Raw genomic sequence first — 12927 nt, 5'->3', positions numbered from 1 at the left:
CGCCCATGCTGGGCGCACATAAATAATGCCCACCTATCAAAAAGGTGGGCATTATTTTTCTTATTATAGTCGAAGAATTCGTTTCGACTATGAAATAGAGTATTTATGAACTTTCATATATTCCTACTTTTTTTGGTAGCCAAGCGAGAACATCAAGTTTTTCACAATAATGAAGAAGTGGAGCGGGCTCTTCAATAGGAATGCCCATACTTTCTGCAACTGTATTCACCTTAATAGTCGCTTCAGCATGTTGTAAAGGCCATGGTTTATGATGAATATTCCCTTCATATACTCCATTTTTCTTAATGACGTATAGTAGGTATCTTTCCGTTAACCAATGTTCTAGCGTTCCAGTATTAGCCCTAAAGACGTCTCCTACTGGTCGGTATGTTCCAAAAAAAATCCCGGTTTTTGCACGAGAGTCAGTTCGTTCGCTATAATAATGTACCGTTTTATTTTGTTGGGTAATCTTCATTTCGGCATGCATATATGGCAAATTATACATACTATTTGCTAATATTACGGCAAGCTTACTATTGGCATCCAAGCTAAAGAAATAGACGCCAGGCCTTCCTCTAAAGGTTACATATGTTCTTACATTTAGCTCGGCAAACTCTGGTGTAAAGGGAAGTTCTCTTATTCCATGAATACGGAGTCCACTCATTCGAAATGGAACAACACTAATCCAAGCGTTATCTTCAAATGTGTCTATTTCGAAACAATTCGGAATTAAAGAACGTAGAAGTGATTTTGATACAGGGTAATGGGCAAACAAAAGCTGACTCCAAGTTTGTGCCATGACCCATGGTTCTTTTGGGACTGTAAACGATCGATGATTAACTTCATTCAGAAGATTCATCATACTTCCTCCTCGTATGGAATAACCAACTTACCTCTTATCCTGCCACTTGATTTCATCTGACGAGTCCAAAGTCTCAAGCTTTATCTGAAACCCTTCATAAGCCATTAGCATCTTACCGATTTCATTCCAAGTATACGATTTTCCGTCAACAACCAATTTAGGTACGACATCCTCATCAGGATCATACGCAATTCTCCCAGCCAAGCGGTCGTTTTTCATCGTATTATACGATTGACCATTGGGGAAATGTCCTTGATCTACATACAACTCTGCCATACCACGCTCTGCTTTCGCGATTAATTGCAGAAACAACTCCTCTTGATCTACATCCAATGCACCATGAACGACAAACTCATACCCATCCGTTTCTTCTGCTTTCGCTTCCATGATGAAGCCGATTGGATCCAAGCGCTTTCTCAAACGCAAACGGTGTACCTTCCCTTGACCGTCCCGAATCATAACACCTTCCGGATAGCTTGTTACTCTCACCCCTAGTTTTTTAACCATCTTCTCGTTAAAACAATCCAAACATAGTAGCTCTGTACCGAAATGAATATAAGCATCAGTATTGCCACACAGTTGGCATTCAGCCATCCCCGCCACCTCTTTCACTATCTTTTTCATGCAATTTGTGGCTGACCCAGAGACACGTCGACAAAAGAATACATGCGTCCTATCTTTATTTTCATCCCTGGGCGAATTAAAAAAACAGTAAGTGGGTTATTGCAAATCCCTTACTGCCTGCATAATCGTTCTATTTCTGATTCTACTTTAAAGACTCTCTTATTCAATACTTCAGTTTTATTGTCAACATGTTCGACAATTTTCTCTGTATACAATCCTAAACTATCAACAAGCTTCTCTTGCAAGCTTTGTATACCAATCTCAACTCTATTAAGACCAGCTTCCAAGGCTTGTTGTTGCGTTTCAAGCCTTTTTTGACCAGCCTCCATGGTTTGTTGGCCTATTTCCAGATTTTTTTGACCACTCTCCAAGTTTTGTTGACCAACTTCCAGATTTTGTTGACCACTCTCCAAATTTTGTTGACCTTGTTTCAGGTCATTTATGTCGCTTCGCATATATTTCATTTCACTCAATATTTGTTTTAAGGTTTCTTCCACACGATTACCTCACGTCCAATTTAGTATTGTTTAATTATAACACTCTGGCTATTGCCTCACCATCTGATTCAATATTTCATTTATTGGGTTCCATCCCTGTGACGCTAATATTTCATTCTCCTTCAGATGTGTACGCATACAACAACTTCACTCGAGTGCTGTCACTAGGTCAGACTCAAATGCTCCTCAATTTATGGATGCCCTAGGGACACACCGACAAAAGAATTCCCGCGTTCTAACTTAGTCAAATGTCAGTGTCTGTAGAATTGTTCTCATCCCGTGAACGCGAACTATTCACCGTTCTCTCCATCATAAACGATCTTGTTCCTTGTAGAACTTGTCCTTTTTTATATGGTGGTTCATAGGTGAATACTTTAAATGTGGTGTGGTCGATTGCATCGACAAATTGTTGATTGACAAAAGTAAAGTCTTTACGCTTATGTACTACTCCTTGGATGGAATTATCACAAATATAAACAACTTCATGTCGTCGTTGTAATTCAATCGCTGGTCTAATTGAATCTTGATTAAACCCCATGATGATATGAACATTAAGTTTCATTGAATATTTCTCTCCTTCGTGTCATTTACAACTCTCTCTTCATTTTAATCTATTACATCCAAATATGTAAGAAGTTTCTGTTAATTGAGTCAATTTCATAATAAGAAATCTAGTAATAAAATCCGAACAAAGTTGATTTTCGCTCCATGCGGACGCTTTCCGTGGGGCACGGCTTCGGGCCAACATGATGTTGGTCACGAAGACGTTGCCGCGCGTAGTGGCGTTCTTAGTCTTTGTTCCATTTCTTTCCTGCGGGGCTTTCAGCTCGTGCTGTTCCCACTGTAGTCGCCGCATTGCGCTACAATCAAACGATACCTGTCTAAAATTAACGGATAACTGTCGAATTGAGGAGTTATGAAATTGACTCAATAATAATCCTATTATTTAAACCGCATAACCGCATAGAGAAATGAAAAAAGAGTACGGGATTTTTACATAAAACAAGCGCCCAAAGTTACTTTCGGCCGCTGTTAGAATTTCTATAAAAAATTTTTAGAGGCAATAAAACACGATAATTTCTGTAGAATTTTTCATCCCTGGAACGCGAATTTATAGCTGGCGGTCGCCAGCTAAAGGTACCACCATGCAATAGAATTTATTTATAAAAAATGTAGGAGACCTCTAAATTTTTTAATTCATTTTCACTCTATAAATTTATGGAATATTCTAAATCTTAGTTTTGTACAGTACGAGGCCTTTCTATGTATATCATGTTACGACGCTTCGACCGGTACACTTCCATCGTTGAATACAACCTTTGTTGTTGATTGATTAAAACATGCTTTGAGGTTTTTACTTGTAGAGACATGCCATTGTCGAACACTACTTCTGACGTGTTACAACTCAACACATTTACATGAAAATGATGATTGAATATCCATACACATTCCACATGTATAGACGAAAGTGTCGGGAATGCACCCACTTCTTCTTCCGTATCAATCAGCAAGGGGGTCTTTTTTGGATATTCCATAATCTTACGAATAGCCCGTATACGGCCATCAAAAGTAGAAGCATTACGAATACACGATTCTTCCAATAAGTATTCAATCGACATTTTCGAGTGATACACCCCATGCCTCGTCATAATTCGGGTCCGGTATCCATCAACAAAAACTGATACCAAGGCCAATGTATCTCGATCTATTAAGTACGAATCACACTGCAACAAAAAGAATTCTCCCTTTCGGTCTCCTATGAATATTCTACCAAGTAATCCTGTTATTGTATACTAAATAATTGGAATAATTTAAATTTTATGTTAAAAATATAGTACATGTTTTAATAGCTAAAAAGCATATGTTTAACTCCTAATTATTTCCCCCTGGCATTCTACTTGTATTAGATGCGGAAAACAATTCCCAGTCAATTTCTCGTTCAACTGAGACACCATTGTTTAAAGAGTTACGAGATGTATTACAAAATTCTAATGCACGTGGCTACAGCTTGGATTAAGGTGCCACCCACAGTAGTACCTATTACCTCACCTATTAACAAACAGTTGAGGAAGATCCACAAGTGGAGAACAAATTGTTAGAGACGATCAAGTCACCAAGTCACTTAATCGTCTCTTTCCCTATTCTTCGTCAGATGTGTTCGCATACAACAACTTCGCTCGAGTGCTGTCCCTGGGTCAGACTCAAATGCTCCTCAATTTGTGGCTGCCCCAGGGACACGCCGACAAAAAATACATGCGTCCCATCTTGATTGTAGTCAAATGTCAGAACTCTGTAGAATTGTTTTCATCCCTGGACGTAAATCTATATAGTTTTGATCGGTAACCTTTCGGATTTTAGATATGCTTGATCATTCAACAACTCCACCATTTCCTCCAACCAAGCCTCACGATTCTTAGGGATAAACGGAAAAGGATGTTTCGGATACCCCCTCACAGGGTCCCATACCGCAATTGGCTTTTTGCCATGCAAGGCTACCATGTTATCCGCATCCGACAATCCATATACATTCGCAAGTTCTTTGGCTTCACTCTTTTCTCCCCAACCATAGAGTAGCCTGTCAGCCCCGGAGATTACTTTAGACCATTCAGACTCAGGATTACTTACAAATCGGGAATGCGCAATTCCTTTATAGTCACATCTTTTTAATAATCCAACAAATTCTGTGAAATTCCCTTCACAAAGATCCGACAAATTCACAATCTTCATTTCATTCCATGCCATGTGCTCCATTAATCGCATCAGTTGGAACTGCGTTTTATCCGGCATCGATTCTGTCCATTCTCCTGAATGCACATCTAAAGTAGGCTTGCAACTGCCAGGATTAAACATTACGATTACTGCATCTGCGCGGGGGTGTTTCTCAGTATTAAATGTACTTGTGCCTTCTCGACGCTTAATGCTCGCCTCTGGTCGTATTAATACACGGTCACCAACAAAGGTCTCTTCAAAAAATTGACTCCACACAATAAACCTTTCACCTAATACCGTTTCCGCCAATATCTCCATCTTATCACCCCAAACAAATTAATCTATCCTTTCCTAAATTCGACAAATTACCAGAAAATCCTTTAAAAAATAAAAGTAGGCTATCTTTATCAATAAATATAAGCGTCCGAAGAGGGAATTTCGGACGCTGCAGGATTTCTCTATATAGTTTCTAGCCAACAATCATTAAAGGTTGCCACCCATGCAAAATTTAAATAAATTTATGTAGATAAGATAATGGGAGAACACCATGGTATTAAAGGATAGTTTGTTACATGGCACTACCCTCAGATAGTGGCTCTCTTCCTGATGTCCGAAGTGGTTCATTTTGATGTCTGTATTAAATACTAGTTGGATTTGTAATGGTCAAAAGTGTTTAATCTTATTTGGCGGATAGCGTTTGCGGTCTCCAACATTTCACTTGAGAATTTATTAATAATCTAGTTATTGATAATTCTGCATTTCTAGCGAATTCATTAAATAGTTTTAGGTATCAGATTTTCATTCGTGAAAAATAAGCGGCCGAAGATGAAATTTCGACCGCTGCTGAATTTCTATATAATTAATTGTGTCTGTCCCTGGGACGCGAATTTATGTGCATTTTCAGAAGAAAGGTGCCAGGCACAAAGATATTAAGAAATACGGACGAAAATTTCTTCTTCGATTATTTAATACAAATAGCCCTTCTTACCAGATTTACATTCAGGTATTTGGAAATAAAGACACCCTAGGGAATTAGATGCCTTCTTCATTATCTTCCATTTAATCGCCTGTAGATATTTGTAGGTAAGTGTCTATGTCCAAACCCATGAATTCGAATGACAGTATTGGTATTTTGATACACTACTCGTAGATCAGCCGGGTGCCCATTAACACGTTGGCTTTGGAAATGAAATGACATCCATCCATCATACGTATTGACCAGAGCTTGACCTACGTTTCTTTGACTCACAATATGTTGAATACTATTTGTGATTTGATTGATTGCTAATTTAAATGTACTTTCTTCATCAAATACGAAAGCAACAAGTATCACATCATCAACAAGTTCATCTTGATTCATTTGTATGCCTTGTATATTCGCGATAACATCAATCGCTTCCTCAATCAGATTGTTACTTATCGCCATCTAAAAAACCTCGAAGTTGCTCTTTCCTTGCTCTGAAACTTTCTTTCGCTTTTGTTGCCAGCTCATTACCAGACAAAAAATCTGTTGTATCTTTACGATAATTAAATAACACCTCAATTTGTGCCTGTTCTAGTTTTTCATCAACTTGATCTAGATAAGTCATAAGACCTTGAAAAGATTCTGGTTTAAGTAAGATTGCTGTCGTTTGGTTTCTATCCACAATTTGCATTGCACCTAAACGCTCAAGATCTTCTCTCCATTTTGTAGAACGCCCCAATGAAGTTACACCAACTTGACTGCCCATTTCAAATCCCCGACGGATCTTTTCAACCTCTGCAATCGTCTGTAAAGTCATCTTGTTCATTCCTCTCTCTTTCATTTTTCTGTCACCTCCATTATATCATATTTATATGCGAAGAAAGAAATTAAATGTGTACTTAACTGTGTATCTTATTCTCTCCTTTAGACATATGTTTTATGCTTTCCGTTCCTTACTTTTAAAATAGGGAACTTATAAAAGCAAATTGTCACTATTACCTGACCTATACTAGTTGATAAGGAAGAATCACATCCTGGATATTTTGATCAGGGACGTGAAATTGTAGGTTTGGTTAATGAAAGAAAAAATGACTTTATACGAGAGAAAGGCGTCCGAAGATGAAATTTCGGACGCTCTGAAACTTTATACTGATATTCTTCACTTTTCACAAAACCATAGTGACTGGGTGCCATCCACAGGTAATTTGTATCATATTTTTGATTCTTTTGAAGAGAAATGACAAAAAATCAAAAAACGTCTTGTTTGTTGGATTCTAGTAACATAGATATGCAATTGTAGTTCATAATCTGAATAGTTTTTTGCACAGGTACCTAACACTCAACAAGTGTTATAGCACATCCTATTCCAAGCGATATGATCATATCGGTCAGATGTACCAGAAACGGTACTATGCAAAAGAAGTAGATAGCAGCTTGGGCTTATTGATAGTTACTCAACTTTCGCACCCGAAAACTCCGCTCAATAAGTTGCCCATATTGACTTTGAGCCTAATTCAATAGGATGCTTGACAACTTATTGAAAAAAGAAAGACACCTCATCTTTTGGTATAGTGAGATTATCGCTAAATCACTACCACATAGAAGAGGTGCCTACTATTATGATAGACCATAACAATGAGAACAATCAACTCCCTAAAGAACTTTGCTCTGTATTTTCCGAACTGGAAATCTTTAAACACTTGCGAAAAGCTGGCATTAAAAAATCATTTGGTTTCACAGGTTCCTACTTATTTCAGCTGGTTTTTTGTTTAATTTTCCAACATAGAAATTGGTTCTCCCTTTTGGGGTCAAAAAAAGCAGATCAATATCCCGCAAAGGACGCTGTGTATCGTTTCTTAAATCAATCCACGTTCAATTGGCGTCGATTTTTACTGTCTTTTAGTGCTTCTACGATTCAAAAGGTGGATTGTCTAACAGATAAGACACGACCAAAAGTGTTCATTATTGATGATTCGTCCTTTGATCGTAATCGTAGTAAAAAAGTGGAGCTCCTTGCACGCTGTTTCGATCATGCCTCTCAGAAAATGCGTTTCTATAAAGGTTTTCGGATGCTTACATTGGGTTGGTCCGATGGCTGTACGTTTATGCCAATCGACTTTTCTTTACTTAGCTCGAAAACGTCCCAAATCAATGGAATATCAACGGATATAGACAAACGCACTTCCGGTTATAAACGCCGATTAAATGCCTTACAGACGGCTCCTGAACAGATTCCCGATATGATTAAGCGTGCGCTTTCAAGTGGAATTGACGCTGGTTACGTCCTAATGGACACCTGGTTTACGATGCCTCCGCTAATCAAAGGAATTGTTGAACAGGGCATAGATGTCATTGGGATGGTGAAAGCGACGAAACAGCGCTATTTGGTGAATGGGCAGTTGGTTTCATTGAAGCAACTGTACCGTCTAGCCCAGCCTGTACAAGGTAAAAAAGGAATTCTTCGTTCGATTCATTGCGTGATGTCCAACGGGATACCTGTAAAAATTGTGTTCATCCAAAATCGAAACAAGAAAAGCGAATGGCTCGCCATTCTCAGCACGGACTGTACCCTTTTGGAACAGGAAATCGTTCGAATTTACGGTATGCGCTGGGATATTGAGGTGTTCTTTAAGACGACTAAATCCCTTTTGAAGCTACAAAAAGAATTTCAAGGTCGTTCATATGATGGGTTAATCAGCCACACGACCATCGTATTTTCCCGTTACATTGTACTCGCGTGGCAAAATCGTTGTAACACAGATGAACGCACATTAGGCGGGCTATTTTACGAATTATGCGATGAAGTAAATGAACTGGATTGGGCTGTTGCCTTGCAGCAATTGATCGAGCTTTTTCAAGATGTCCTGAAACAGACGAAATCTACACTCAAAAAGCTAATTGAAAATCAACTACAGCAATGGATTGCCGGTCTGCCCAGTTATATCAAGGCTTATTTGCCGATTTCGCTGTGCGAAAGTTGAGATAGTTAGTAGTTACATCCATCGTAATCTGATTGACACAGTAGTACCTATGGTCGAAAATCTTGAAGATTATCCTTACAGCTCATTTCCTCTTTATTGGAATGAATCTCAACCAGCACCATCCTTTTTGAATCAGGAACTCTTGAAAGATTTCCTATCACTTCCTTATGAGAAAACGAATGCTGGCTATTGTACCTATTGAGGAAGATCCACATATGGAGAACTTGGACATACCCGATTTCTAATCATCAGTTTAAAATCGAAAGAGACGATCAAGTGAGCAAATCACTGAATCGTCTCTTTCCTTATTCTCCGTCAGATATGTCCGCATACAAAAAACTCGCTCGAGTGCTGTCCCAGGGTCAGACTCAAATGCTCCTCAATTTGTGGCTGACCCTGGGACACGCCGACAAAAATTCATGCAATCCTAAATTGAATCGTAGTTAATTGTCAGAATTGTACCGGAATTGTGTCCGTCCCTGGGACGCGAATTTTAAATATCTTTCAGTGCATAATTTCACATACGTATTTGTATAGAATCCACAAAACTACTCATAAGATTTCCGCTTAAAACAAAAACCGCTGCCGGAATAAATTCCGGCAGCGGTTTTACACGTACATTTTAATTCAATTTAAATGTAGAGCAATCCTATCGTCAACCCTTCCGGTACTTATCCTCTATCACCCGGTGGTTTTCATGATGGATCTTATCCCATTCCGTCTTTTTGTACATCCGGCTTTTCAACCGATTGTTAATCTGGTCAGCGTCGTATTCCATAAAATATTGGCTATCCGCCCACGCTTTTGTTTCTTCGTGCTCCGGATGCTTTTCATCTCGGTAAATTCTCAAGAATTCATAGAATCCCGGAATGCCGCCCACATCTTCCGGTGGTGCCGTCTCTGCTCCGTCCAGCAGCGTCGGGAAACCGAAATAGTAATCTTCGACGATGTCTTCCAGTTTGATGCGGAACTGCCAACCGTCTCCAAAATCGTAGTTGTAGACCAGCTCCCCGTGCTTCTCCAAAAATCCATCAATCTTAATGCCTGAAGGCTTCCGCACAACCGCCGACAGCCGCTCCTGATAAGCCTCTTCAAACTGCCTATACTCCGGATTCATATTTTCCAGTCTCTCCGCAAACTCTTTTTTATTCTTCTTGAAATGTTGATGTTCCTCATAGGCTTCTTCATCATTCGTCACCCGGATTCCGTCTTCCTCCAAATTAAATTCGAATAGATGATACCCTTCTGATGGGTAGCCGCTCTGAAAATTGGATACCTGCTGAACAATGTCATGCATCATATTGAAAGTGGCCCCTGCCGGCATGATCACCTTGCGCCAAATCAGCGCATCGGAGTCTTCGAGTTCTATGCGGACGATGTATGATTTCATCTTTGAATCACCTTGCTTTCTGTTTGAGGATCTTGTTTTACTTAGTATGGAGAGCGTTACAATATAATAAATTATATACGATACTTAGTCCGTAATGAAGTAGGACGAGCCAGCAGTTATGTATTATGATAATATAATGAACTGTTAAACATACTAATGGAAAAAATAAACTAAAAATATGCTTCTATATTCAGTTATAACATAGGTTTAACCCAAGCCTATATAGACTTCGTTGGTTAACAAGCGTTATAGTACATCCTATACCAAGCGATATGGTCATATCAGTCAGATTAATTGTTTTCATCCCTGGGACGCATCTTTTCATCTGTAATACAATAAGAAATCTTATAAATGACAAAATTAAATTTTGCCTGTCTTTTGATCACTTTTTATCCCCAAAATTAAATTTCGCCAACAAATAAGAGCTCAAATATTAATTATCTCTCGAGCACATGAAAAGTCTTCCCTCTTAGAGCCCCTTGCGTTCATTGGTTTGATGAAGTATGCTTTTTAAAAACGAGAGCGGTGACTAGCATAACATCTTATGTATTAAGTGTGGGTTTGAATGGCATGAAAGGGCAAATTATTAAAGTCGAGGCGACCGTGAGGAACGATAAGGAGCAATGTGTCATTATCGGACTCCCAGATGCCTCAATAAAGGAATCGAAAGAACGAATATTGAATTGTTTGCATGCCCTTGATCAAGATATTGATATGAAGAAAATTACAATACACTTGTCTCCTGCAGATGTTAAGAAACAAGGCACCTCTTATGATGCCGCGATGTTACTAGCAGTTCTACAGGCGATGTCTAAAAACCCTGTACCCATTCCCGACAAAACATGCATTATTGCCGCACTAACTTTGGATGGTCATTTGACTACTTTTCACAGCATGATTCCAACTATCCACCAAGCGATATTACTTGGCTTTAAACAGATTTATCTCCCCCCTATTGAACTATCAATATTTGCACAAGCAACAGATATTGAACTAATTCCAATATCTCATATGACAGACTTACTCTCCCATTTGCGAGGAAAACCATCCCTTTTTAAAGATGAAATGATCCTTATTCCATTGGACCACTATCCCATTCCTGAAGAGAATGATAAAGTTCCGCACGTTTGTTTTTCTGCTATCCGCGGACATGATGAAGCAAAATGAGCGCTAATCCTTGCTGCAGCTGGTGGGCATCACGTCTTGATGACAGGACCACCAGGTTGTGGAAAAAGCTTATTAGCCAATGCGTTTCATACGATATTACCCAATCTAACACATGATGAAGTGCTCGAAGTATACAGTATTTATCAAATGGCAAAGCAAGCACGCACTCTATCAGATCGTCCACCTTTTCGAGGACCTCACCACTCTTCCTCCGAAGGAGCCATCGTTGGTGGTGGCCGTTATCCAAAACCTGGTGAAATGTCGTTAGCACATAGAGGCGTGTTATTCCTGGATGAACTCGGCCATTTCCCTAGACGCGTCATTGATACATTACGCCAACCACTTGAAACAGGGTTTGCGGTAGTTAACCGTGTCGAAGGTTCCGACCGTTTTCCTGCAGCCATCAACTTAATTGCGGCTACCAATCCATGCCCTTGCGGTTATTATGGATCAAACGAAAAATATTGTTCATGTAGCGACAAGGTTCGCTTGAAATATATGATGAAAATCACTGGCCCCATTATTGATCGCATTGATTTTGTATTAGAGATGAAAAGTCAGGGTGTTCTAAATCAAGCAATGGGCGAAACATCGGATAACATTAGAAAAAAGGTAACGGCTGCGAGAAAATTACAACGCATAAGATACAATGCCAATTACACAAATACAATTGTTCCCATTAAATTATTTGAAGAAAAAGTTCATTTTACTGAAGATCAATTGACTAGAGTCGCAGCTGTTTGTTTTAAGGAGAAACTAAGTAGTCGGTCAACCATGAAAATTTTACGACTCGCTCGCACAATATCCGATGTGAATGGCGATGAATATGTCTCTGACGCTGCGATTGAAGAAGCATTACAGTGGAAAATCAAGGCATCGCTCGTGCAAGCCTCCATCATGAGATGAATTTAATCAAATAGATGACAAAAAAGAGGAAATTAAATCCAAACTCATATTACCATGTCATTATGCGCGGCAACAATCGCCAAAACATTTTTAAAACACAAGAAGACATGTTTGAACTCATGCGAGCCTTCAAACATGTCAACAGTAAATATCCATTTACAATTCTCGCCTTTTGCTTCATGACGAATCATTATCACATACTAATCAAGCCTATACAGGATCCATTGGATAAAATTATGGGTCTGGTCAACAAGCGTTATAGTACATCCTATTCCAAGCGATATGGTCATATCGGTCAGATTTATCAAAAACGGTACTATGCAAATGAAGTAGATAGCAGCTTGGGCTTATTAATAGTTAGTAGTTACATCCATCGTAATCCGATTGACACGGTAGTACCTATGGTCGCGAATCTTGAAGATTATCCTTACAGCTCATTTCCTCTTTATTGGAATGAATCTCAACCAGCTCCATCCTTTTTGAACCTGGAACTCTTGAAAGATTTGCTACCACCTCCTTATGAGAATACGAATGCTGGCTATTGTACCTATTGCCTCACCTATCGACAAACAGTTGAGGAAGATCCACATGTGGAGAACATGGACATACCCGATTTCTAATCATCAGTTCAAAATCGAAAGAGACGATCAAGTGAGCAAATCACTGAATCGTCTCTTTCCCTATTCTCCGTCAGATATGTTCGCATACAACAAACTCGCTCGAGTGCTGTCCCAGGGTCAGACTCAAATGCTCCTCAATTTGTGGCTGACCCTGGGACACGCCGACAATGTAATCCTAAATTGAATCGTAGTTAATTGTCAGAATCG

General features: G+C 39.2%; 13 protein-coding genes. 4 read left to right on the top strand and 9 right to left on the bottom strand.

The annotated features are described in order from the left end of the window. Nucleotides 1-103: 103 nt before the first annotated feature. From B371_RS0114720 to B371_RS0114685, 8 genes are all read right to left on the bottom strand, one after another. Entirely contained in the window at nucleotides 104-859 is a 756-nt protein-coding gene (locus tag B371_RS0114720; protein WP_019415077.1) for a YqjF family protein, read from the bottom strand. Nucleotides 860-889: 30 nt separating this feature from the next. Beyond that, the gene (locus tag B371_RS0114715) at nucleotides 890-1456 is read right to left on the bottom strand and encodes a hypothetical protein (RefSeq protein ID WP_019415076.1); all 567 of its coding nucleotides are present in this window, start codon (nucleotides 1454-1456) and stop codon (nucleotides 890-892) included. 140 nt (nucleotides 1457-1596) lie between these two features. Next, entirely contained in the window at nucleotides 1597-1983 is a 387-nt protein-coding gene (locus B371_RS23200) for a hypothetical protein (RefSeq protein WP_019415075.1), read from the bottom strand. Between the two features lie 244 nt (nucleotides 1984-2227). Further along, nucleotides 2228-2545 (bottom strand): hypothetical protein, encoded by a 318-nt coding sequence (locus B371_RS0114705; RefSeq protein ID WP_019415074.1) that lies wholly within the window; start codon nucleotides 2543-2545, stop codon nucleotides 2228-2230. A gap of 673 nt (nucleotides 2546-3218) precedes the next feature. Beyond that, on the bottom strand, nucleotides 3219-3716 hold the full coding sequence (locus tag B371_RS0114700) for a competence protein ComK (protein ID WP_019415073.1): 498 nt from the start codon (nucleotides 3714-3716) through the stop codon (nucleotides 3219-3221). A gap of 589 nt (nucleotides 3717-4305) precedes the next feature. Then, nucleotides 4306-5010 (bottom strand): hypothetical protein, encoded by a 705-nt coding sequence (locus B371_RS0114695; protein ID WP_019415072.1) that lies wholly within the window; start codon nucleotides 5008-5010, stop codon nucleotides 4306-4308. A gap of 730 nt (nucleotides 5011-5740) precedes the next feature. Beyond that, nucleotides 5741-6118, bottom strand: coding sequence for a hypothetical protein (locus tag B371_RS0114690; protein ID WP_019415071.1), 378 nt, complete (start codon nucleotides 6116-6118; stop codon nucleotides 5741-5743). Further along, the gene (locus B371_RS0114685; protein WP_019415070.1) at nucleotides 6105-6497 is read right to left on the bottom strand and encodes a hypothetical protein; all 393 of its coding nucleotides are present in this window, start codon (nucleotides 6495-6497) and stop codon (nucleotides 6105-6107) included. Before B371_RS0114685 ends, B371_RS0114690 begins: the two co-directional genes overlap by 14 nt. A 778-nt stretch (nucleotides 6498-7275) precedes the next feature. Between B371_RS0114685 and B371_RS0114675 the strand changes: the two genes are divergently transcribed. Next, nucleotides 7276-8637 (top strand): IS4 family transposase, encoded by a 1362-nt coding sequence (locus B371_RS0114675; protein ID WP_019415068.1) that lies wholly within the window; start codon nucleotides 7276-7278, stop codon nucleotides 8635-8637. Nucleotides 8638-9292: 655 nt separating this feature from the next. On the opposite strand, the gene B371_RS0114670 is transcribed toward B371_RS0114675, so the two are convergent. Continuing rightward, the gene (locus B371_RS0114670) at nucleotides 9293-10027 is read right to left on the bottom strand and encodes a plasmid pRiA4b ORF-3 family protein (protein WP_019415067.1); all 735 of its coding nucleotides are present in this window, start codon (nucleotides 10025-10027) and stop codon (nucleotides 9293-9295) included. Nucleotides 10028-10597: 570 nt separating this feature from the next. On the opposite strand from B371_RS0114670, the gene B371_RS22475 reads away from it, so the two are divergent. The 3 genes from B371_RS22475 to B371_RS0114660 are packed head-to-tail and all read left to right on the top strand — an operon-like array spanning nucleotide 10598 to nucleotide 12720. Next, entirely contained in the window at nucleotides 10598-11194 is a 597-nt protein-coding gene (locus B371_RS22475; protein WP_019415066.1) for a magnesium chelatase domain-containing protein, read from the top strand. Nucleotides 11195-11200: 6 nt separating this feature from the next. Further along, nucleotides 11201-12100: an ATP-binding protein gene (locus tag B371_RS22470; protein WP_255348668.1), complete on the top strand. Its 900-nt coding sequence runs from the start codon at nucleotides 11201-11203 to the stop codon at nucleotides 12098-12100. Nucleotides 12101-12114: 14 nt separating this feature from the next. After that, entirely contained in the window at nucleotides 12115-12720 is a 606-nt protein-coding gene (locus B371_RS0114660; RefSeq protein WP_026023082.1) for a transposase, read from the top strand. Nucleotides 12721-12927: the final 207 nt, after the last annotated feature.

The sequence above is a fragment of the Paenisporosarcina sp. TG20 genome (assembly GCF_000286315.1).
In the GTDB taxonomy this organism is placed as follows: Bacteria; Bacillota; Bacilli; order Bacillales_A; family Planococcaceae; genus Paenisporosarcina.
Note: the sequence above shows the minus strand (reverse complement) of the source record. Positions and strands in the feature narration are given on the sequence as shown.

Coding starts and splice junctions, on each gene's coding strand:
- B371_RS0114660 (WP_026023082.1), top strand. CDS start 12,115: ATGACAAAAAAGAGGAAATTAAATCCAAACTCATATTACCATGTCATT.
- B371_RS0114695 (WP_019415072.1), bottom strand. CDS start 5,010: ATGGAGATATTGGCGGAAACGGTATTAGGTGAAAGGTTTATTGTGTGG.
- B371_RS0114675 (WP_019415068.1), top strand. CDS start 7,276: ATGATAGACCATAACAATGAGAACAATCAACTCCCTAAAGAACTTTGC.
- B371_RS0114670 (WP_019415067.1), bottom strand. CDS start 10,027: ATGAAATCATACATCGTCCGCATAGAACTCGAAGACTCCGATGCGCTG.
- B371_RS22475 (WP_019415066.1), top strand. CDS start 10,598: ATGAAAGGGCAAATTATTAAAGTCGAGGCGACCGTGAGGAACGATAAG.
- B371_RS0114705 (WP_019415074.1), bottom strand. CDS start 2,545: ATGAAACTTAATGTTCATATCATCATGGGGTTTAATCAAGATTCAATT.
- B371_RS0114685 (WP_019415070.1), bottom strand. CDS start 6,497: ATGAAAGAGAGAGGAATGAACAAGATGACTTTACAGACGATTGCAGAG.
- B371_RS0114720 (WP_019415077.1), bottom strand. CDS start 859: ATGAATCTTCTGAATGAAGTTAATCATCGATCGTTTACAGTCCCAAAA.
- B371_RS0114690 (WP_019415071.1), bottom strand. CDS start 6,118: ATGGCGATAAGTAACAATCTGATTGAGGAAGCGATTGATGTTATCGCG.
- B371_RS0114715 (WP_019415076.1), bottom strand. CDS start 1,456: ATGGCTGAATGCCAACTGTGTGGCAATACTGATGCTTATATTCATTTC.